Source organism: Brevibacterium siliguriense, assembly GCF_900105315.1.
Lineage (GTDB): Bacteria > Actinomycetota > Actinomycetes > Actinomycetales > Brevibacteriaceae > Brevibacterium > Brevibacterium siliguriense.
The window spans coordinates 278820-300262 of sequence record NZ_LT629766.1 but is presented as its reverse complement, the minus strand read 5'-3'; the positions used below and the strand labels follow the sequence as shown (position 1 = coordinate 300262).

Here is a 21443-nt window from a genome sequence, read left to right as displayed (position 1 = left end):
TCCGCTGCCGCCGAGACCACCTTCGGTTGGCTCGAAAGATATGAGATTCTGATACCACTATGACTGAGTCGAACGCCTCCGCAGACCCCAATACCGCTTCTCTTCCCCTCACCTCGACGACGGCGACGGGTCCGATTCCCGCAAGCCAGAACCTTCCCACCCGCACCGAGACCGACTCGATCGGCAGCCTCGAGATTCCCGACACCGCGTACTGGGGCGTGCACACGGCTCGTGCGAATGAGAACTTCCCCATCGCTCGTCGTCCCATCTCCGTCTATCCCGACTTCGTTCGCGCCTTCGCCTGCGTCAAACAGGCCGCTGCTCGTGCCAATGCCGAGATCGGCGCGCTCGATGATCAGCGTGCGAATCTCATCGACGCGGCCTGTGAAGAGATCAAGTCCGGCAAACTCCACGACCAGTTCGCCGTCGGCGTCGTCCAAGGTGGGGCCGGCACCTCGACGAACATGAACGCCAACGAGGTCATCACGAACCGCGCCCTCGAAATCGCCGGCCGATCCAAGGGTGACTACGCGTTCATCCACCCCAACGACCACACGAACCACAGCCAGTCGACGAACGACACCTACCCGACAGCGATCAAGATCGCGTTGGCGTTCTCGCTGCAGAACCTCTTGTCTGAACTCACGCTCCTCGCCGATTCCTTCGCCGCGAAGGGCCGCGAGTTCTCGCGCATCATCAAGGTCGGCCGCACTCAGATGCAGGACGCGGTGCCGATGACGCTCGGCCAGGAATTCAACGCCTTCGCCACGACCCTGCGCGAGGACGTCCAGCGGCTCGAGGAAGCCGTCGCCCTCCTCGGCGAGGTGAACATGGGCGCGACCGCGATCGGCACCTCGATCAACGCGCCGGTCGGGTACAAGGAAGCGGTCATCAAACACCTGCGTCAGATCACGGGGCTCGACCTCGTCACCGCTGGCGACCTCGTCGAATCGACCTCGGACACCGGGGTCTTCATCACGTTCTCGGGTGCGCTCAAGCGCAGCGCACTGAAGATGTCGAAGATCGCCAACGATCTGCGTCTGCTGTCCTCGGGACCACAGGCCGGCCTCGGCGAGATCAACCTGCCCGCCCGCCAGGCAGGGTCGTCGATCATGCCCGGCAAGGTCAATCCCGTCATCCCCGAGGCGGTCTCCCAGGTCGCGTACTCCGTGGCCGGGGCCGACGTCACCGTGTCCATGGCCGTCGAAGCCGGACAGCTGCAGCTCAACGCCTTCGAACCGATCATCGCCCACTCGCTCTTCCAGTCGATCACGTGGCTCGAACGTGCTGCCCAGACCTTCCGCATCAACTGCGTCAACGGCATCACCGCCAACGAGGATCGGCTCAACGATATCGTCGATCGGTCCGTCACCGTCATCACCGCGCTCGCCCCGGTCATCGGATACGCCCCGGCAGCGAAGCTCGCGAAGGAGGCGCTGGCGACGAACGAGCCGATCGCCGACCTCGTCGTCGAACACGGCCTGCTCGAACGCGATCAGCTCGGCGAGATCCTCAAACCCGAACGTCTGACGGGAATGCCTGCTGACGATTCCGTGGACAACACTGCGGCCAGCGCCGAGGCGGTTCCCCGGGATGAAGTGACGACCGAGCTTCCGATCATCCCCGATCCAGAGGGGTGAGGCGCTCGCGCGGAACTGCACATGTCGTGTGCCTGCGCGCGTAACCTTGCAAGAGCACTGTGCACATGGAACCACTGATTCTCCGACCGATGACAGCTCCGAGAGGTGACGCACGATGTCGATTGATGCCTATATATTCTTTAGCGACGGACAATGCGCTGAAGCGTTCAACCGCTACCAGGAGATCTTCGGCGGCGAGCTGACGATCATGCTGATGAAAGACGTCCCCGAAGACCAGCGCATGCCCGGATCGACCGATGAGACCGTCATGCACGCCGCCCTGAAATTCGGGGATACCCTGCTGATGGGATCGGATGACACCACGGGCGATGGTGGTCCGCGGCAGGGGATCGCTCTGTCGTACACGGCCTCCGACCTGGAGACCGCCGGCACGGTGTTCGCCGGACTGTCCGACGGAGGCGAGACCCAGATGCCGCTGGGGCCGACGTTCTGGTCCGAAGGCTTCGGCATGTGCCTCGATAAGTACGGAGTGCCGTGGATCGTCGATACTGCCGCCTCGTCTGACGGCTAGCAGCGTCGAGGCAGAACCGACTACTCCCCGGTCCACTCCACAGGGGTCTTGGTGAGGAACCCCTCGACGGCGTTCGCGAAGTCCTGGCTGCCGTAGACCCGGGAGACGACATCGGCATCGTCGACGGGACCGCTATCGGCCAGTCGGCGGAGATTCTCCTTGATCGCCCACTGCGTCAGCGGAGCCCCGGTCACGACCCGATCGATGAGAGCCTCGGCTTCGGCATCAAGATCCTCGGCGACCGCGGTGAGGAATCCGCAGGCCAGCGCCTCCTGAGCGTCGACCTTGCGTGCGGTGATGAGCATCGACGCGGTCCGCGGTTCACCGAAAGCCCGGACCAGCCGGCGCAGTGTGTTCGCCGAGAGAGTGTTGCCCAAGGTCCGAGCGATGGGAACGGAGAACGCCGAGGCGGCCGACCCGATCCGCACATCCGCACAGCACGCGATCCCCAAACCTCCGCCCACGCAGTGGCCGTCGATGACGGCGATGACCGGTTTGTCGACCGCGGCCAGGGCCCCGAGCACCTCGTCGATGCGCTGCTCGTACGCGACTCCGTCCTCACCGGTGAAACCGCGGAACTGTGCGATGTCGGTGCCGGCGACGAAGGCCCGACCTCCTGCTCCGCGAAGGACGAGGGCACGCAGGTTCGGGTCCGCGTCGACCTGGGCGGCCGCCTCGGCGAGCTTCTGGTACATCTCGAACGTCATCGCATTGCGCGCCTCGGGGCGGTTGAAGGTCACGCGCAGACTGCGTCCGACCACCTCGGTGAGCACATGATCGCTCATGGCCGGGCCTCCTCGGTGACGTTGCCCGCGAACTCCGTGAGCACCCGGTCTGTGTCCGCGCCGAGTGACGGTCCGGCGGGACCGTGGGTCAGCGGCGAACGGGAGAAGCGCATCGGGTTGCCCAATTGCGTCACCTCGCCGAGGCGGGGGTGCTGGGACGTCCAGAAGAAGTTCCGCTGCCGCAGGTGGTTGTCGGTGAAGACCTGCTCATAGTCGTTGATCGGGGCGGCTGGGACACCGACGCGATTCATCTCTTCGACCACCTCGGCGATGGTGCGCTTCCGCAGCCGATCCTCGACGACGGCGATGAGAGCCTCGCGGTTCGCGAACCGCAGCTCGGGTTCGGCATACTTCGGGTGATGCTCGAGATCGGCGAGGTCGAAGGCCGAGCAGAACCGCGTCCACGTCGCCGGGGTGTTCGCGCCGATGGTGACGAATCCGTCGCCGACCTCGATCGCCTGATATGGTGCCTGCGCCTGATGAGCCGAACCGTTCGGCCGACTCACCGTTCCGGCGCCGAAGTACCCTCCGGCCTCCCACACCGCCAAGGACACGGCGGATTCGAAGAGCGAGACATCGAGGTACTGGCCCAGCCCGGACTCGCGCCGCTCATAGAGCGCCGAGACGATGCCGAGCGCGACGTAGAGGGCGGTGGAGAGATCGGAGATCGGCACCCCGACCTTCGCCGGCGGCTGATCGGGGAAACCGGTGATGCTCATCAGACCCGACCGGGCCTGCGCCATGATGTCGAGGCCGGCCAATGGGGCAAGCGGCCCGTCCTGACCCCACCCGGAGGCGGAGGCGTAGATGAGCCCGGGATGGTCCTCACGCAGCTGCTCGTATCCGAATCCCATCTTTGTCAGCGCCCCGGGACGCATGTTCTCCACGAGCACATCCGCCTCGGCGAGCAGACTGTGCAGGCTCGCCCTGCCTAGGTCCGATTTGAGGTCGAGGACGATCGACTCCTTATTGCGGTTGAGGCGGATGAACGGGCTCGATTCGCCGTCGACGAACGGCCCCGAAGAGCGCATCGGATCGCCGCTGGGCGGTTCGATCTTGATGACGCGGGCGCCCATATCGGCCAGCTGCATCGTCGCGTACGGCCCGGCGATGAACACGCCGAGCTCGAGCACGGTCACCCCCGACAGCGGTCCTGGTGCTGAGTCCTCACTCATTGCGTCCTCTCTGATCGGTCTGTTCGGCGGAGTCGGTTCGTCTCAGTCGTTTCGGGGCGCCCACCAGTTCACGCTTCGGCGGGTTCGGGCAGGCGGGAGGCGCGGGCCGAATGCCCCAGCTTCGAAGCTTCGCCGGTGAGCAGCTGCGGCAGTGTCATGCCGTTCACGTTCGCGAGGTCCGCCGCCTGTGTCCGGCAGGAGAACCCGTCGGCCAAGAAGATCGAATCCGCCGGGGCGTCGCGCAGAGCCGGCAGCAGAGCGTTCTCGGCCACCGCCACCGAAGTCTCGTAGTGGCCGGCCTCCATGCCGAAGTTCCCGGCCAGACCGCAGCAGCCCGCGAGCTCGCGAACCGTCGCTCCCGTGCGTTCGAGGAGCGCCCGGTCCGCGGCGAAGCCCATGACCGAATGCTGGTGGCAGTGGGGTTGGACGACGACGGTGCGACCGGTGAGATCGGGAACGTCGAGCTCCGCATCGATGAGGACCTCGGCCAGCGTCGAGGTGGTCGCCGCGATCCGCCTGGCCCGTTCGTCATCGGGGAAGAGACCGCCGAGGTCGCTGCGCAGCACCGCGGTGCAGCTCGGTTCGATTCCGACGATGGGAATGTTCTTCCGCGCGTAGGGATCGAGGATCGCCATCGTTGACTCGAGTTTCCGCTTCGCCGCGTCGAGCTGTCCGGTGGAGATGAGTGTGAGCCCGCAGCAGGTCTGCTGTTCCGGCAGCAGGATCTCGAAACCGGCCGACTCCAGCAGGTCGACGGCCGTTCTCGCCCCTGCGTCGGAGAGGTATTCGGTGAACGAATCTGCCCACAGCAGGACCTGCTTGTTCCCTGCGCTGGAGGTGCTGACGTACTCGTCGGCGACGAGGGCGTCGCGATCCGCCGTTGAGGCATTGCGCGCCTCGGCGGGGGAGATGCGGGACTTCGCCCAGCGGGAGAAGCGTCGGTCGTTGAACCGGACCATCTTCCGCCTGGGGTCCATCCCGCCGCCGGACAGGACGAGCTTGGCGAGGGGACGGAACCCCAGTGCTGCGTTCGCCACGGTACTGACTCCGGGAATCGCGGTGAGCAGGCGCCCCCAGGTGGGCAGCCAGCCCAGGGAATAGTGCGACAGCGGACGGAGCTTGCCGCGATAGGTGCGGTGGAGGATCTCGGACTTGTACTGGGCCATGTCGACCCCGGCCGGGCAGTCGGACGAACAGGCCTTGCAGCTCAGGCACAGGTCGAGGGAGTCAGCCACCTCGGCGCTGTCCCAGGTGTCGAACAGGCCTCCGTTGGTCACCTCTTGGAGGACCCGGGCGCGGCCGCGGGTGGAGTCCTTCTCATCCTTTGTCGCCAGGTACGACGGGCACATGAAGCCGCCGGACCCAGAGGTGTCGGCACGGCATTTGCCGACGCCCACGCAGCGGTGGACGGCGTTCGTGAATCTGCCCTTGTCATGAGCGAAGGCGAAGCCTCCGGCCGTGCCGATCGAGATCGACTGCGGCCTGCGCAGGTCGGCGGTGATCGGCAGAGGGTCGACGATGATGCCTGGATTGAGCAGGTTGTCCGGATCGAAGAGTCGTTTGACCTCGCCGAGGGCGCCGATCGCCTCGTCCGAATGCTGGATGCCGAGGAGTTCGGACCGCGCTCGCCCGTCGCCGTGCTCGCCGGAGGCGGAACCGCCGTACTTCGTGACGAGTCTCCCGGCCTCCATGACGAAATCATGGAAGACCTCGACGCCGTCGGGGCGATCAAAGGGGAAGTCCGTGCGCATGTGCACGCAGCCGTCCCCGAAATGACCGTAGGGCAGACCGCGCACACCGTAGGAGGCCATCAGCTCGTCCTGGTCGCGCAGGTAGTCGCCGAGCACCTCGGGCGGCACCGCGGCATCTTCCCATCCGGTCCAGGCGGGATCGCCGTCTTCGGTGCGTCCGGCCAGTCCGCCCGCATCGGCGCGGATGCCCCACAGGGTGCTCGCCTCTTTGCCGGCGGGCAGGATGCGGAAGTGATCGGTGCCGGCATCGGCGGCGATGACCTCGGCATTTGCGACCGCTTCGTCCGCGTTGGCGCCGGCGACCTCGATGAGCAGCCAGCCCTTGCCTGCCGGCAGTTCGGGCACGGCGTCCTTGCCCTTGTCATTGCGGACCATGTCCATGAGCCGCGAGTCGATGCCTTCGACGGCGAGCGGTCCGTGGGGCAGGACCCGGGGCACGGCATCGGCGGCCTCGAACATGTCCGGGTAGCCGAGGACGAGCACCGTCGGTGAGTTCGGAAGGTCGCCGAGACTGACAACCGCCTCGGTGATCGTCGTCAGGGTTCCTTCGCTGCCGACGAGGAACTTCGCGAGGCTCGGGCCGTTCTCCGGGAGCAGATGCTCCATCGCATAAGCCGAGGCCTGGCGGCTGAACCGGCCGAACTCAGTGCGGATGACTCCGAGGTGACGGCCTGCCACCTCGGCGAGTCCGGGAACGGGATCGAGCCCGGCGCCGGCGAGGAACGACCGACCGGTGCCGTCGATGGCGGTCATCTCGACGATGTTGTCGACGGTGCGACCGGCCGAAATCGCGTGCGGTCCGCAGGAGTTGTTGCCGATCATGCCCGCGATCGTCGCCCGGTTCTTCGTCGACGGATCGGGTCCGAAGGTCAGCCCGTGCGGTTTCCCGGCCTTCTGCAACTCGCTCATGAGCACGCCGGGTTCGACGCGGGCGGTCTTCGCCACCGGGTCGATGTCGAGGATTCGATTGAGGTGGCGAGAGAAGTCGATGACGATGCCGGTGCCGATCGAGTTGCCCGCCTGTGAGGTGCCGCCGCCGCGGGAGGTGATGGGCACCCGGTGTGACCTGGCCACGTCGAGGATCGTGACGACGTCGGCCGTGGTCGTCGGGAAGGCTACGACCTGCGGGACGACCCTGTAGTTGGAAGCGTCGACGGCATATTCGGCCAGGCGGCGGGCCGACGTGTCGACGGCGCCTGCGATGCTACGGGTGAGATCGGTGACGAGGTCGATCATGTCGGAGTTCGTGTCAGCGCTCATGGTGAGCTCAGCTCTCGCGGAGGATGTCGAGGGCGGCTCCGAGGCCGGCCGGGTCGATCTTCACTCCCGCCAACTGCAGTCCCATCTGGACGCCCGCGAGGGTTCCGGCGAGGGTGAGATCGTTGAGGTCGCCGAGGTGGCCGATCCGGAAGACCGTCCCCTGGAGTTTGGATAGGCCCGCCCCAGAGACATGTCGAAGCGGTCGAGGATGAGTTTTCTCAACTCGTCAGCGTCATGACCGTCCGGCATGACGACGGCGGTGAGCACGGGGGAGTGTTCGCTCTCGTTCGTGCACAGCACTTCCAGACCCCAGGTCTCGACTGCGGCACGGGTCGCTTCGCCGAAGCGGATATGTCGAGCGAAGACGTTCTCCAGGCCCTCTTCGTTCAGCAGTCGCAGGGATTCCTTGAGCCCGAAGAGGATGTTCGTGTTCGGGGTGTAGGGGGTCATCCCGTTTCTGCCTGCGGCGAGCATCTCCGTCCAGTTCCATACGGACTTCGGCAGGGACGAGGCCTCGTGCGCGGCCAGCGCCTTGTCGCTGATGGCATGGAAGGACAGTCCCGGTGGGAGCATGAGGCCCTTCTGCGAACCGGAGACGGTGACATCGACCCGCCATTCGTCGTGCCTGTAGTCGACGGAGCCGAGGGAGGAGATCGTGTCGACCATGAACAGAGCCGGGTGGTCTGCGGCATCGATGGCTGCGCGGATCTCGGGGATGCGGCTCGTGACCCCGGTCGAGGTCTCGTTGTGGACGACGCAGACGGCTTTGAACCGGCGAGCTGAGTCGGCTGCAAGAGCCTCGCCGATCTTCTGCGGATCGGCGCCGGTGCGCCAATCCCCGGCGATGACTGTGGGTTTGAGACCCCATTTCTCGGCCATCGTCTTCCACAGCGAGGAGAAATGACCGGTTTCATAACAGAGGATCTCATCGCCGGGGTTGAGTGTGTTGACCAGCGCAGCCTCCCACGCCCCGGTTCCCGTGGCTGGGTAGATGACGACCTGGTTCGAAGTGCCGAAGATGTCGGCCATGCCTGTGAGCACATGACTGAAGAGCTCTTTGAACGCGGGGCCGCGATGGTCGATGGTGGGCATCGAAATGGCCCGAAGAACAGTGTCGGGAACGTTGCTGGGGCCCGGAATCTGTAGGAAATGCCGTCCGCTGATAGTCATTGAAGAATCCTCTCTGATTCCACGATGCGGTACATTATTTTCATTTGACGCTACCACAATGAATTCGAGAGAAGAATGCCCTTTCCAGGATTCGGAACGGAAATCTGCGCAGGTCGTCTCGTTGGGCGAGTCGAGTATTTCGGCTCCGATTCAGTTGGTGGTACTCCATTTCTTCTGAGCTTCGGACCTGCGAATATGTGGATCGGTACGATGCGGTGTTTCTTTTCCGGAAGCGTCCCGGTAGACATAATCCTGATATTCGGGAAAGTGAAGTCGGGGTCTTGACGGTTTGGAATTCGTCGGGGCAGACTTTCATAAAGTAGCAAGAACATTTCCACATCGTGGAATGCTGGTTGCGGCAATGGGGTCGTTTCCGGCTGATTTTCACATCGCATAGGAGCGAATTGTGTCTTTGGAAATTGCTTCGATACTCGTCCTTGTGGCCCTGTTCGTCATCGCCACGTTTGTTTCGGTCCATATGGGTGCGCTTGCACTCATGGCGACCTTCCTGTTCGGGACCTTTGTTCTGGGCGAGGATGTCGACACTCTGCTGTCTGGCTTCCCGGCGGATCTGTTCCTCATCCTCGTCGGCGTCACCTACCTGTTCGCCTTGGCGAAGGACAACGGGACAGTCGACTGGATCGTCCATATACTCGTCAAAGCTGTCGGCGGCCGAATAGCGCTGATCCCGTGGGTGTTCTTCGTCGTCACGGCGCTTCTCTCCGGCTTCGGCTCGGTGGTGCCGGCGGCCATCGCGATCATTGCGCCGATGGGGATGGGCTTTTCCCGGCGGTACGGCATTCGGCCGTTGCTCATGGGGCTGATGGTCATCAACGGTGCAACGGCCGGTGGCTTCTCACCTCTGAGCATCTTCGGTACGATCACCAATCAGGTCGTCGAGCGCAATGACCTGCCGGGCAGCCCTCTGCTGCTCTTCCTTGCCTCCTTCGTCTTCAACGTCGTCCTCGGCTTCGTCTGCTTCTTCCTCTTCGGCGGGCGGGAGCTGCTGGGCAAGCGCGACCTCGGGCATGGCCTCGAGGGCAAAGACGGGGAACTGGTCAACGTCGGAATTTCCGGCGGGGGCGATGGCGCCGGTTCCGGCCACGGTGCCGGCGCCAGCGGCAGCTCGGGCACGTCCGGCTCGAACAGTGCTGGGGTGGGCGGTTCTGGCAGTGGATCGGGTGGCTCGCCCGCGCCTTATCACGATCCCGAACGGAGAGCGGCTCGACGATCGGTCCAGACGACGATGGTCAAAGACACCGACGAGGATGTCGAAGTCACGACCCTCGACCTCAACCGCATCGTCACTCTTATCGGGCTCATCGTTCTTGCAGTCATGGTTGTGCCCCCGCTCAATCAGGACGTCGGCTTCACCGCGATCAGCATCGCCGTGATCATCTCGTTCTTCTCGCCCCGCATCAGCAAAGGCGCGGTGAGCAAGATCGCGTGGCCGACCGTGCTGCTGATCTGCGGCATCGTCACCTATGTCGAGCTCATGGAGCGTCTGGGCACGATCGACTGGCTCGGCGGTCAGGTCGCCGGCATGGGAGCTCCGCTCGTCGCGGCACTGATCATCTGCTTCATCGGCGCAGTGGTCTCCGCGTTCGCGTCGACGACGGGTATCCTCGGCGCGCTCATTCCCCTGGCCGTGCCGTTCCTGCTCACGGGCAGCGTCGGCGAGATCGGGCTGATCATCGCTCTGGCGATCTCATCTTCGGTGGTCGATTCCTCACCGTTCTCCACCTCCGGTGCTCTGGTCGTGGCTAACTCGCCTGAAGAACAGCGGGACAGGGTGTTCAAGCAGCTCATGGTGTGGGGCTTCTCGATGGTCGTCATCGCACCGATCGTCACCTGGCTGATCTTCGTCGTTCCCGGTTGGGGGTGAGCGGCATCGGCGTCGGGCTCAGTCATTCGGGATGAACGGAAAGGTCCCATCGCCGAGGTCGGGCTCGGGTAGGACTTCATCCGGATCCTTGAGTCCGACAGCGAGTCCGTCGAGGCTCAGGCGCCGCATGCCCTCGAGGACCATCCGGCGACCGACGTCGGTGAAGCTGTCGACCCGAGAGAGGTCGATGATGACCTTCGGTGTTGTCGGGGTGGAGCGGTCGAGTCGGTCGAGGACCACCTCGGCGCCGGTGAAGTCGATGACTCCCTGCAGGGCAACGGTCGTCGTATCTCCACTGACCGCGATGCTGCGCGGCTCACGTGAACCGAGCGCCTCGGAGTCCATGAGGTGGAGTCCCATATCTGCGGACAGGCGACGGAAGACTCTCTGACCTCGGACGCTGTTGCCGTGGTCATCGAGGCGTGGGGAGAGCGTGCCGATGCCCACCTGCCCCGGAAGAGCGCCGAGAAGGCCGCCGGCCACTCCGCTCTTCGCCGGAATTCCGACATCGGTGAACCAGGAACCCGCGGCGTCGTACATGCCTGCAGAGGCCATGACCGACAGGGTCCGCCGGGCAATGGGGCGGGCGACGACCGTGGTGCCGGTGACGGGATGGATTCCGCCGTTGGCCAGTGTCGCAGTCATCATCGCGATGTCGCGCACCGTCACTGAGATCGAGCATTGCGCGGTGTATCCGGCGACGACTTCGTGCGGGTCGTCCTCGATGATGCCGTAATTGCGCAGCATGTGGGCGATGGCGAGGTTGCGGTCGGCGGCTTCGAGTTCTGATTCGACGATCCGCTCATCGATGCGCAACGGGCGGCCGGCGAGTTCGGAGAAGAATTCGCGGGCGCGCTCGACCCGAATCTGTCGGCTGGTGCCGGAGCCGACGAGGAGGTGGTGAGTCGTGATGGCGCCCGCATTGATCATCGGGTTCCTCGGTCGGTGGCTCCCGGTCTCCAGGGAAAGCTCGTTGAAGGCCTCGCCGGAAGGATCGACTCCGACGCGCGAGGTCACGAACGGTTCGCCTCGGTCGGCCAGCGCGGCGGCGTAGGCAAAGGGCTTCGACATCGACTGGATGGAGAACTCGACATCGCAGTCGCCCGAGCTGTACGTCCTGCCCGCCACTGTCGTCAGGGCGACGGCGAACAGATCCGGGTTCGCTGCCTTGAGCGCCGGGATGTAGTCGGCGACGCTTCCGGAGTCATCGTCGCGCAGAGCATCGAGGATCTCGTCGAGATAGTCGGGGATCGGGGTGCGCATGGAAGCCTTCCCTCTGTGCTCGGACTGCCGGGTCGTCTCGGTCAAAGACTAAACGCTCCGGCTGATGGAAACAGCATTATGCGCGTCCGGACGGTTCATATCATTCCCAGCAGGCTACAGTTTGAAATTACGCAACTATCGATGACGTGAGCTTGTGGAGGAACAATGGAGTTCGAAGATCGGCTGTCTGCCTTGGCCTCCAAGGTTAGTAACCAGCGAGAAGCGATTCAGACCGAAGAGGCAACGAAGAACGCGTTTATTATGCCCTTCATTTCAACGATCTTGGGTTACGACATCTTCAACCCTCTTGAGGTGGTGCCAGAGTTTTCGGCTGATGTGGGAGTGAAGAAGAGCGAGAAGGTCGACTACGCCATCATGCGCGATGGTGAAGTGCAGATCCTCATCGAGTGCAAGAAATCGACGGAGCCGTTGAAGATCGAGCACGCGTCCCAGCTCTTCCGGTATTTCTCCGTGACAAATGCTCGGATCGCAGTTCTCACAAACGGCGAGGTCTATAACTTCTATACCGACCTCGATGCGCCGAACAGAATGGACGACAGGCCCTTCTTGGTGCTCGACCTCAACGAGATCGACGAGACGATCGTTCCGGAACTCAAGAAGTTGACCAAAGAAGTGTTCGACCTCGATTCGGTAGTCAGCGCTGCAGAAGAACTGAAGTACGTCGGAGCCATCAAGAGAGAAATTGCCGGGCAGTTCAAGGAGCCGGATGAGGCGTTCGTGCGCCTCTTCACCAGCCGTGTCTACGACGGTCGATTTACGCAGGACGCCAAAGCGCAGTTCACTCAGCTCGTATCCAAAGCGGCGAAACAATTCCTCAACGAGAGAGTGAACGATCGCCTGAAGACAGCGTTGGGGCTTCCGAGGCGGCAGCCCCAGTGCATGTTTCGACCGACGAAGCTGTCACCAGCGCGGAAGTCGCCAAATCGGATCTGGACCGAGATACGGAAATTGAGACGACCCTAGAGGAACTTGAGGGGTACCAGATCGTGAAGGCAATCAGTTGCAGCGAGGTGAAGCCCGAGCGCGTTGCGCAGCGTGATGCCAAGTCCTACTTTGCTGTGCTCTTGGATGACAACAATCGGAAGCCGATTGCACGGCTCCATTTCAACGGTAAGAAGCAGAAGTATCTCGGCATCTTTGATGCCGACAAGAACGAGTCCCGGCATCCGATCGACGGTCTTGACGACATCTATCTGCACGCAGATGCGATCCGAGAAACGGTGAAGGGCTACATAGCATAGGAACAAGACCGCGGGAATATTTACTTTAGAGCTTCTAAAGTAAATATTCCCGTGGGATCTGTGAGGTCAGACGCCGTCGTTCCCCCTCAAGCAGGCCTGCGCCAGTTCAGGAACCGAGGGACCGCCACGCGTCATAGGAGCCGGCGAGCTCCGCGACCTGGTATCCGGCGCGGCGCAGGGCGCTTGCCGTGATGCTGCTCCGGGTGCCGCTCTGGCAGTAGGTGACGATCCGGCCTTCGCTGGGCAGGCGGTCGAGTTCCCACAGGGCTCGGCCGCCGCTGAGTTGGGTCGCACCGGGGATGTGGCCCCCAGCGTGCTCGTTCTTCGAGCGGACATCGACGAGGCGGATGTCGGTGGAATCTGCGAGGTTCGCCGGGTCGACCAGGTCGACCGGATGCAGTACCATGCCGGCAAGTGAGGTGACGTAGCCGGTGACCGTGTCGATTCCGACCCTGATGAGATGATCCCGATACTCCGCTGCCTGCTCTGCGTCATCGGCGAGGACGACGATCGGCGTCGACTCCGTGGCCGGGTCGAAGACCCAGGCTCCGAAGCTCGCAGCCTTGCCGGGGCCCGGGATGTGCAGAGCACCGGCAGGCGTTCCTGCGTGGACGTCTTCGATCGGCCGGGTGTCGATGAGGACGGTCGATCCGTCGTCGATCCGCTCCTGCAGACGGCCCGCGTCGAGTTCTTCAAGGTCACTGAGCTTGCCGAGGAGTGATGGCCCCTCTCGGTTCTCGGTCTTCATTCTGGCGAAGTAGGCGTGCGCGTCGGGCTGCCCGGAGAGCAGTTCGTCGACGAAGCCCTGCTCATCGCCGCGTTCGAGGTACGGAGACCACCAGGCGAAGGTGCGCTCGTATCCGACCGTCGACGTGGGTATGGCGCCCAAGGCCTTGCCGCAGGCGCTTCCCGCGCCGTGAGCCGGCAGGATCTGCACATAGTCGGGCAGCGTGAGCAGACGGTCGCGGAGACTGGCGAAGAGGTGTCGGGCACCGGCGAAGCGGGTGTCGGAGCCGCCGGCAGCCTCGTCGAGGAGGTCCGGGCGTCCGATGTCTCCGACGAAGACGAAGTCACCGGTGAGCATGAATCCCGGTGCATCGGCCTGTGCGCCGTCGGTGACGAGGAAGGACAGGTGCTCGGGCGTGTGGCCGGGGGTGTGCGAGGCGCGCAGGTTGATGTTGCCGAGGGTGATCTCGTCACCGTCGCGCAGCTGAATGGCATCGTCGAAGCCCGCCCCGTAGGTCCAGTCGGGGCCTCCCTCCGCGGAAACGTACATTGTCGCGCCCGTGGCCGCGGCGAGCTCGCGGGTGCCGGAGAGGTAATCGGCGTGGATGTGGGTCTCGGTGACCGCGGTGATCGTCAGTCCGTGGTGAGCTGCGAATTCGCGATAGACCGCGATATCTCTGCGGGGATCGACAACGATCGCCTCCTTGCTCGCCTGGCATGCGATGACGTAGCTGGCGTGGGCGAGGTCGGCGTCGAAGATGCGTTCGAGGAGCATGGGAGCCTTCTTTCCGTGATCGAGGGGTGTCTGGTCTGACGTGGGATCAGCGGCCGAAAATGCGGGCGAGGAAGCTGGGCTTGGCCGCTCGGGCCGCATCCTCTTCGGCTTGGGTGTGCTTGCCGTTGCACCACTGGCCGGCCGGGACTGTGCTCTTCACCGACTGGACGTGCTGTCCGCACCCTGCCCACGTGGTCTTTCCGCATACTCGGCACGTCGCTGCTCGACACATGGCAATCAATCTCCTTCTTCGACCATTGCTGGCCTGCTCGTTATTGGCTTCGTATACCCTCTGGGGTATGCATTCAATATACCCGTAGGGGTATAGTTGATGTCAACATCGAGTACGTGAAAGGACGACGATGAGCGAACGCGACACAGCTCTGACTGAGCCGACAGAGGCAGAAGCGGACCCGGGAGAGCGGATGCTCGCCGACCCTGACGCGCAGAAGAAGGTCCTCAATCGACTGCGCCGGGCACAGGGGCAGCTCGGCGCGGTGATCACCGCGGTCGAGGACGGAAGCCACTGCCGCGATGTGATCCATCAGCTCTCGGCGGTGTCGAAGGCGCTCGACCGGGCGGGATTCCTCATCATCTCGACGGCACTGCGGGAGTGCCTCGAGGATGACGAGGACGAAGTGCGCACCGAAGAGCTCGAGAAGCTGTTCCTCTCAATGGCCTGATAGGACCGACGGGGGAGCAGCTAGGCGTAGGAGGAGAGTGACATGTCGCAGGCACCTAACGGCCCGCGCCCCTACCCCTCGAGCAGCCCCTTGATGTCCGCGGCGGTCACGGTCTGGCTGAAAGCCTGACCGTCCGGACCGCGACCCTCGTAGGTGCCGGAGTCCGACATGAGGTCATCGAAGAGTTCGGCTTTGCGCTTCTGCAGGGCGAGCACCTTCTCCTCGATCGTACCTTCGGCGACGTAGCGGTAGACCATGACGTTCTTCGTCTGCCCGATCCGGTGTGCGCGGTCGATCGCCTGATTCTCCGAGGCAGGATTCCACCACGGATCCATGAGGAAGACATAATCCGCCTCGGTGAGGTTGAGGCCGAACCCGCCGGCCTTGAGGCTGATGAGGAACACCGGTGCCGCACCCGACCGGAACGCATCGACCACGGCCCCGCGGTTCCGCGTCGACCCGTCGAGGAGAACATAGGAAATCCCGCGAGCGTCGAGTTCCGCGGCGACATTGGTCAGGAACGAAGTGAACTGGCTGAACACGATCGACCGGTGGCCCTCGGCGATGACATCGTCGAGCCGTTCCAAGAGCGCAGCCAACTTCGACGACGGCACCTCAGTATGTTCGGCATCGACGATCGACGGATCGAGAGCGAGCATCCGCAGCAGCGTCAGCGACCGGAAGACGATGAACCGCTGCTTGTCGTACTCACTGTCGATGAAGCCGAGGATCTTCTTCCGCTCCTTCTGCAGAATCCGATCGTAGAGTCTCCGGTGCGCGGAATTGAGCTCGACCGAGATGACCTGTTCCTGCTTCTCCGGCAGGTCCGCGGCCACCAGATCTTTCGTCCGCCGCATCATGAACGGTCGGATCCGCTTCTGCAGACGCTGCATCCGTCCCGGGTTCTCACCCGATTCGATCGGTCGTAGGTACTCCTCTTCGAACCGATGCGGTGACGGAAACAGTCCCGGCGCCGTGATCGAGAACAGTGACCACACGTCCTTGAGCGAGTTCTCCAACGGGGTTCCGGTCAGCGCCAAACGGAACGGGGCACGCACTTCCTTCGCCGCCAAGTGCGTCTGAGCAGTGGAATTCTTCACGAACTGCGCCTCGTCGAGGATGAGCCCCGCCCACTCCATCCGTGAAATCGGCGTCTCCTCCAACCGGAGCATCGCATACGACATGACGATGACATCGGCACCGTGAGCCACCTCGGCGAGGTCGACCCCACGTGCCCGCGTCGATTCGGCCACGACACGAACGTCGAGGTCAGGTGTGAACGCGGTCGCCTCCTTGATCCAGTTCGGGACCACAGAGGTCGGCGCGACGACGAGGAAGGGGGTGCTTGCCTTCGCATGCTTGATGAGCGCAAGCGTCTGCAGGGTCTTGCCCAAGCCCATGTCGTCGGCGAGGATCCCCCCGAGACGGCACGAGTACAGCAGCGCCAGCCAGCGGAAACCCTGCACCTGATACGGGCGCAGCTTCGCGCCGTTCAAGTCGGGAACCTCGGTGGCGGGCAGGTGATCGAGGTCGGCCAGGGCCCGCACGGAATCGCGCCAGGTCGCGGCCGGTTCGGACTCATCGGCGAGGTCCTCGAAATCCGCCCACAGACCTGCGTGCATGCGGGAGATCTTCGGTGCTCCGGGCTCCCATTCGGGAATGAGGTCCGCCTCGGCGAGAAGGGCTTTGAGCTTGTCGAAGATCGGCTTGTTGAGCGACAGGAACGAATCGTCGGAGAGCTTGATCTTCGTCGTCCCGGCCGCCAATGCCTTGTACAGCTTGACGAAGGGGACCGGGTGGCCGTCGATGCTGATCTGGAAGCCGAGGTCGAACCAGTCGTTCTTCTCCGACTCGACCGAGGTGATCTTCACATTCGGCTCCCCGCCGAGCTCCCGGTACGGCTGCTTCTTACCGCGTGTGACGACCTTGACGTGCTCGATCTCCTCGAGCCCGGGCAGGACGTTGACGACGAAATCCGCGGTGTCCGCGTCGTCGAGTTCGACGTCACTGATGGCCGACAGGGCGGAGCCGGTTTCGTGGGTGTCGGCAAGGAGTTTGTCGACCTCGGTGACGACGGCATCTTCGAAGTCGAGTTCGCGTTGCTCCGCGTACTCCCTCGCCGAGGCGGCGCTGAGCCTCAATCGATCGATGACCGGGAAGGTGCGGCGCGGTCCGTGGTATTCCCAGTACCAGCGCAAGGAGAGTTTGTCCCCGGCGCCGAACGAGGCGAAGACGACGAGGCGGGGGCGACCGTACTGCGGGAAGGCGACGGTGGCGTCGCTGCTGATGACCTCGGCGCTGGAGCGCAGCTGCGGGTAGTACTCCTCGAAGAACTCTTCGGCCTCGGCAGCGGGGATCGTGATCGGCCCGGGGGACTGGAGCACGGACAGTGCGGATTCCTTCGTCGGGGTCTCCGCGGGGGCGAGGGTGACGGTGAAACCGCTGGTGATGTCGATGCCGAAGAAGCCGTGCGTCCAGATCGGCTTGATCAGCCCGGAGTCATATTCGCGTTCGTCGATCATTGCCCGGGTCTGCACCTGCAGGCGGTTCTGGCTGCGGCGGATGTCGATGGCGGCTTTCGCGTTGTGTCCGATGCGGACTGTCATGCCCTGATTGATGCCGACGAATTCGATGCCGAGGGCCTTCCCCTGTAGGAAGTGGTCCCACAGCAGGGGAGTGCGGAAATCGCCGAGGTGGTACGGCGCCCCGTCGGGGGTGAAATCCGTTTTCCCACGGGTGCGCAGCCCGGCGAGTTGAGCGAACCATTCCTGGTGGGCCGGGTCGATGTCGTGCTGGCGGGCCATGCGGTCGATGGTGCGCCACGACAGGGACTTCTTCACCCAGTTGCCGGACTCGCTGAGCATGAGCGGACGGATCGCGAGGCTCGGGTTCACTCCCGGGGTGACGTCGTCCTTGTCGAGGAGGACAGAGTGTTGGGCCTCGAACCATGTCCGGGGAATGACCTGAACGAGCTCGAATCCCAAGGCCACGGGCGTGTGCGAGTGCGGAGCCGCCTCGGCGAGCGGGGCGAAGGCCTCGCGCCAATCGGCGGGGATGGCGGAACCGGTGGTCGGGGAGGTCTCAGGCACCCTGTCATCATCTCATCGCGCGGTGACATGGGGTGTGGTGGGAGCTCTTGACAGTTGACGGTACCGCCGGTGCAAGCGGGCGCCCCGCATCCGGCTGACAGGATCGTGACGCCCGCAGACTCTCCTTACTTGTAGAGGACGGCGCCTGTGTATCTCGAGTTCGGGTTCCCATAATCGTCAGGTGTGCAATTTCCGGCTCTCAGTGTGTAACCGAGGTTTTCAATATGGTTGATGTAATGCTTAACCCCAATTGAGCATGTCTCTACATTGCGGAAATTGGCACTCCAGTATTTGCTCGGTCCAGCTTGTGCCGCGGTCGCGCCGAAGAGGCTCGCAGAGGCCAGTGTGGCCGCAGCCAGGCTCACTGCGCCTATTCGTTTCATGTTCATGGTTGTCTCCTCTGGTGAGTGTTGTCGACCGGCAGGCTTTCTCCCGGCGGACACCAGGTTATGAACAAGCTGGCTTGCTGAGTCTGTGCTGAAGTTGCGAACCTGACACGCGATTGACGAGGTGGGAACACGCGTATTCTGCTGAAGGTGGTTGTCGGGATTCATCGTTCGACCGGGCCGGACTTCTCGCCGGATGACCGTGTCAGTCAGCCGCTGGGTCACACCCGGAAACTGTCTTTGACATTCCCTACGTCAGGGGCGCGGAGTAGCATCTGCGGCAGGAATGAGAACAAAGAGGTTCACAGGCAGTTCGTCGACGCCTATACCCGTGCGCTCATCGATCGGGATGCATCGGCGATCGCCGATCACTACGCGGTTCCGGCGCTCATCGAGTTCCCGGGGCAGTGGATCCTCGTCACTGACGCCGCTCAGACGGAGAGCTTCTTCGCGAGTGCTTTCGAGCAGTACTCGGATGTCACAGAGGTCGATGCCGATGTCACGGTGACTGCGGCGACTGGACACAGCATCTGGGCCGATGTCACATGGAGATTCCGGGGAGGCGCACCCGACGAGCGGAACATGTATCAGCTGGTGAGCACCGAGGACGGCTGGAAGATCGCGGTGCTCACGCCGGTGGAGCTCGGGTGACAGGCGAAGCGAAGGGCACTGGATTTCCTGAGCTGCTCCACACTGTCATCGATTCGACTGACCTGAGGATGCTCGCGGAGTTCTATCGGCAGCTGCTCGGCTACGTCTATCGTCCGGGAGACGAGCCGACCGACGGCCGCGGCTCAGGGGCGAGTGCCGAGGCCGAGGTCCCCGACTGGCTGGTACTCACCGATGCGATCGGTAACCGAAAGCTCGCGTTTCAGCTGGTTGATCGCCTCGAACCGACAACGTGGCCGTCGACGGATATCCCCATGCAGATGCACCTCGACCTCACAGTGCCGAATCGGAGCGAACTCGATCGCCAGCGAAATCGCGCGGAAAGTCTCGGCGCTGCCGTGCTGTTCGACCGAGCCGACGACGAGGATGAACCGCTCTACGTCTTCGCCGATCCTTCCGGGCACCCGTTCTGCATCTTCGTGGCCTGAACTCGATGAGATGGGCTCAACGGCAGATCATTGATGCCTCACTATTGAGGGGCTCCAGTGTGGTCAGCGCTCAGGGACTGAACAGTTCGATCTCGTCGGGAGCGAAGTAGTCCTGCATCGACGCGCCGACGCTATGCTCCATCGGCCCCTAGGTGATCTGGACAGTGCCACCAATGCTGAATTCTTTCGTGGCTCAGTCTGAACACGGTCGAAAGCGACTCAGGAGGGACGTTGAAGGTGACTCACGAGGGATAGGTGAGGCCGACGCGTCCGGTGTTTTCCGGTCGCACTTCCTGTATCTTCGTCGCATGAGCGAGAACAGCGATGGTGGTGACGATCGTTGGCTGATCGTCCGGGGGCGTCGATGGCGACGAACCGATCCCGCATTGGCACCTCGCGTCGCCGAAGAACTCAAGAGCCGCCTCGGCGCTGCGAGGAATGCCGTCAAGCAAGCGAAGAAGCGGGGCGATGAGAATGACCTCGCGGAGGCGAGGAGGAAGGTGGACATCGCGAAGTACGGTCTCGGCGAACGCGGCGAATACTGGTGGGAGATGGCGGTCGAGGATCGCGAACGGCGTGCCGAGGAGGCCCTGAAGGAACTACGCTGAGTTCACTTGCCATCAGAATCTCCGTCAACCATCAGCCAGAGAAACATGGAAGAGCGAAGCATGAATCGAGAAGTCGCCCAGGCCATCACTGACGCCGTCGACAACGCATTCGATCGTCAGCTTGAGTTCACCGGTGATCTGATCCGCTGCCCGTCTGTCCGCGGCAGTGAGGCGGCAATCCAGGACCTCTTGGAACAGGAATTCGCCGACAGAGGACTGGAGATCGACCGCTGGCGCATCGACGAAGAGGATATCGAAGATCATGCGGGCTTCGGTCCGATGACCGTGCCCTATGACGAAGACTTCAACGTTGTGGGCAGTTATCGGCCGACTGTCGTGCGGGGGCGGTCGCTCATACTCCAGGGGCATGTGGATGTGGTGCCGACCGGGCCGCTGGAGAATTGGACCTCCCCGCCCTTCGAGCCTCGAGTCGAGGACGGGTGGCTCTACGGACGTGGTGCCGGGGACATGAAGGCCGGGCTCGCTGCCAATCTCTTCGCCTTCGACGCGATCACTGCTGCCGGCTTCGCCCCCGCGGCACCGCTCCAGCTCCAGTCCGTGGTGGAGGAGGAGAGCACCGGCAACGGAGCGCTGTCGGCCCTCTTGCGCGGGTACACCGGCGATGCCGTGCTCATCCCCGAACCAGAGGAGAACGCTCTGGTGCGAACCAACGTCGGAGTCATCTGGTTCACCGTTCGGGTCGAGGGAAAACCGAGTCATGTCCGCGAGATGAGTCAGGGATTCAATGCCTTCGACGCGACCAATGACGTGATCACCGACCTGCGCGCCCTCGAGGCGGAGTGGAATGCGCAGAAGGACCGGCACCCAGGTTTCGAGGGTGTCGAACATCCGATCAACTTCAATGTCGGAGAGATCTCGGGTGGAGACTGGCCCTCCAGTGTTCCGTCATGGTGTGAGATCTCCGTGCGCGCCGCCATCTACCCGGGGATCGACCCGGAACAGGCGTGGGAAGAGATCCAAGAGCACGTCCGGCATGGCAGCATCGCGCGTCTCGGTCAGGACGGTCGTCTGCCACAGTTGGAGAGGACCGGTTTCTTCGCTGCGGGATATCGGCTCGAGGAAGGCGGAGAAGCAGAGGCCGTGCTCGGCTCGGCCCACCACGATGTGTTCGGCCAGCCCCTGGAATCGTTCACCACGCCGGGCTATCTCGACGGTCGGGTGTACACGAATTACGGAGCGATGCCGACGCTGACCTACGGGCCCAGGTCCCTCGACATCCACGCCTTCGACGAGCGGGTCCACATCGAATCCATCCGCAAGATCACCAAGACCATCGCGCTCTTCATCGCTGAGTGGTGCGGGGTGGAACCACTGAGTTAGACGCGCCGAGGCGGC

Annotated in this window: 15 protein-coding genes and 1 pseudogene; 9 read left to right on the top strand and 7 right to left on the bottom strand. The window is 63.4% G+C overall.

Annotated features, from left to right (window positions below):
* The first annotated feature begins 59 nt into the window (after positions 1–59).
* Both BLU88_RS01235 and BLU88_RS01230 read left to right on the top strand, forming a co-directional pair.
* Entirely contained in the window at positions 60–1640 is a 1581-nt protein-coding gene (locus tag BLU88_RS01235) for an aspartate ammonia-lyase (RefSeq protein WP_092009287.1), read from the top strand.
* Positions 1641–1755: 115 nt separating this feature from the next.
* Positions 1756–2172: a VOC family protein gene (locus BLU88_RS01230; protein WP_092009285.1), complete on the top strand. Its 417-nt coding sequence runs from the start codon at positions 1756–1758 to the stop codon at positions 2170–2172.
* A gap of 20 nt (positions 2173–2192) precedes the next feature.
* Here the strand turns inward: BLU88_RS01230 and BLU88_RS01225 are convergent, their stop codons facing one another.
* The 4 genes from BLU88_RS01225 to BLU88_RS01210 all read right to left on the bottom strand — a co-directional run bounded on the left by BLU88_RS01225 (position 2193) and on the right by BLU88_RS01210 (position 8313).
* Positions 2193–2957 carry an enoyl-CoA hydratase gene (locus BLU88_RS01225; RefSeq protein WP_092009283.1) on the bottom strand — a complete coding sequence of 255 codons (765 nt, stop codon included), beginning with the start codon at positions 2955–2957 and terminating at the stop codon, positions 2193–2195.
* Complete coding sequence (locus BLU88_RS01220) at positions 2954–4132, bottom strand: CaiB/BaiF CoA transferase family protein (protein ID WP_092009281.1); 1179 nt, start codon at positions 4130–4132, stop codon at positions 2954–2956. The genes BLU88_RS01225 and BLU88_RS01220 overlap by 4 nt, the downstream gene beginning before the upstream one ends.
* Positions 4133–4200: 68 nt before the next feature.
* Entirely contained in the window at positions 4201–7143 is a 2943-nt protein-coding gene (locus tag BLU88_RS01215; protein WP_092009279.1) for an FAD-binding and (Fe-S)-binding domain-containing protein, read from the bottom strand.
* Between the two features lie 60 nt (positions 7144–7203).
* A complete protein-coding gene (locus BLU88_RS01210) occupies positions 7204–8313 on the bottom strand; it encodes a pyridoxal-phosphate-dependent aminotransferase family protein (protein WP_197678164.1) in 1110 nt (369 codons plus the stop codon).
* Positions 8314–8719: 406 nt separating this feature from the next.
* Here BLU88_RS01210 and BLU88_RS01205 point away from each other — a divergent pair, with 406 nt between their 5' ends.
* A complete protein-coding gene (locus BLU88_RS01205) occupies positions 8720–10198 on the top strand; it encodes an SLC13 family permease (RefSeq protein ID WP_092009277.1) in 1479 nt (492 codons plus the stop codon).
* Positions 10199–10216: 18 nt separating this feature from the next.
* Here the strand turns inward: BLU88_RS01205 and BLU88_RS01200 are convergent, their stop codons facing one another.
* Entirely contained in the window at positions 10217–11461 is a 1245-nt protein-coding gene (locus BLU88_RS01200) for a glutaminase (protein WP_092009275.1), read from the bottom strand.
* 165 nt (positions 11462–11626) lie between these two features.
* On the opposite strand from BLU88_RS01200, the pseudogene BLU88_RS01195 reads away from it, so the two are divergent.
* A pseudogene (locus BLU88_RS01195) lies at positions 11627–12723 on the top strand (type I restriction endonuclease).
* A 106-nt stretch (positions 12724–12829) separates the two neighbouring features.
* Here BLU88_RS01195 and BLU88_RS01190 read toward each other — a convergent pair.
* Positions 12830–14224 carry an MBL fold metallo-hydrolase gene (locus tag BLU88_RS01190; protein ID WP_092009273.1) on the bottom strand — a complete coding sequence of 465 codons (1395 nt, stop codon included), beginning with the start codon at positions 14222–14224 and terminating at the stop codon, positions 12830–12832.
* A gap of 425 nt (positions 14225–14649) precedes the next feature.
* On the opposite strand from BLU88_RS01190, the gene BLU88_RS01180 reads away from it, so the two are divergent.
* Positions 14650–14907, top strand: coding sequence for a metal-sensitive transcriptional regulator (locus BLU88_RS01180; RefSeq protein ID WP_092017011.1), 258 nt, complete (start codon positions 14650–14652; stop codon positions 14905–14907).
* A gap of 71 nt (positions 14908–14978) precedes the next feature.
* On the opposite strand, the gene BLU88_RS01175 is transcribed toward BLU88_RS01180, so the two are convergent.
* Entirely contained in the window at positions 14979–17996 is a 3018-nt protein-coding gene (locus tag BLU88_RS01175) for a DEAD/DEAH box helicase (RefSeq protein ID WP_092009269.1), read from the bottom strand.
* Positions 17997–18622: 626 nt separating this feature from the next.
* Between BLU88_RS01175 and BLU88_RS01170 the strand changes: the two genes are divergently transcribed.
* The 4 genes from BLU88_RS01170 (at position 18623) to BLU88_RS01155 (ending at position 21428) form a co-directional block, all read left to right on the top strand.
* Positions 18623–19033 carry a nuclear transport factor 2 family protein gene (locus tag BLU88_RS01170; protein WP_231939522.1) on the top strand — a complete coding sequence of 137 codons (411 nt, stop codon included), beginning with the start codon at positions 18623–18625 and terminating at the stop codon, positions 19031–19033.
* On the top strand, positions 19030–19479 hold the full coding sequence (locus BLU88_RS01165; RefSeq protein WP_269457662.1) for a VOC family protein: 450 nt from the start codon (positions 19030–19032) through the stop codon (positions 19477–19479). Before BLU88_RS01170 ends, BLU88_RS01165 begins: the two co-directional genes overlap by 4 nt.
* 308 nt (positions 19480–19787) lie before the next feature.
* Positions 19788–20087: a biopolymer transporter Tol gene (locus BLU88_RS01160; protein ID WP_092009267.1), complete on the top strand. Its 300-nt coding sequence runs from the start codon at positions 19788–19790 to the stop codon at positions 20085–20087.
* 60 nt (positions 20088–20147) lie between these two features.
* Positions 20148–21428 carry an ArgE/DapE family deacylase gene (locus tag BLU88_RS01155; RefSeq protein ID WP_092009265.1) on the top strand — a complete coding sequence of 427 codons (1281 nt, stop codon included), beginning with the start codon at positions 20148–20150 and terminating at the stop codon, positions 21426–21428.
* Positions 21429–21443: the final 15 nt, after the last annotated feature.

What these genes read in the sequence shown, in the direction of transcription:
- BLU88_RS01200 (WP_092009275.1), bottom strand. Translation starts at nt 11,461, where the DNA reads ATGCGCACCCCGATCCCCGACTATCTCGACGAGATCCTCGATGCTCTG.
- BLU88_RS01230 (WP_092009285.1), top strand. Translation starts at nt 1,756, where the DNA reads ATGTCGATTGATGCCTATATATTCTTTAGCGACGGACAATGCGCTGAA.
- BLU88_RS01155 (WP_092009265.1), top strand. Translation starts at nt 20,148, where the DNA reads ATGAATCGAGAAGTCGCCCAGGCCATCACTGACGCCGTCGACAACGCA.
- BLU88_RS01235 (WP_092009287.1), top strand. Translation starts at nt 60, where the DNA reads ATGACTGAGTCGAACGCCTCCGCAGACCCCAATACCGCTTCTCTTCCC.
- BLU88_RS01180 (WP_092017011.1), top strand. Translation starts at nt 14,650, where the DNA reads ATGCTCGCCGACCCTGACGCGCAGAAGAAGGTCCTCAATCGACTGCGC.
- BLU88_RS01160 (WP_092009267.1), top strand. Translation starts at nt 19,788, where the DNA reads ATGAGCGAGAACAGCGATGGTGGTGACGATCGTTGGCTGATCGTCCGG.
- BLU88_RS01220 (WP_092009281.1), bottom strand. Translation starts at nt 4,132, where the DNA reads ATGAGTGAGGACTCAGCACCAGGACCGCTGTCGGGGGTGACCGTGCTC.
- BLU88_RS01215 (WP_092009279.1), bottom strand. Translation starts at nt 7,143, where the DNA reads ATGAGCGCTGACACGAACTCCGACATGATCGACCTCGTCACCGATCTC.
- BLU88_RS01210 (WP_197678164.1), bottom strand. Translation starts at nt 8,313, where the DNA reads ATGACTATCAGCGGACGGCATTTCCTACAGATTCCGGGCCCCAGCAAC.
- BLU88_RS01190 (WP_092009273.1), bottom strand. Translation starts at nt 14,224, where the DNA reads ATGCTCCTCGAACGCATCTTCGACGCCGACCTCGCCCACGCCAGCTAC.
- BLU88_RS01225 (WP_092009283.1), bottom strand. Translation starts at nt 2,957, where the DNA reads ATGAGCGATCATGTGCTCACCGAGGTGGTCGGACGCAGTCTGCGCGTG.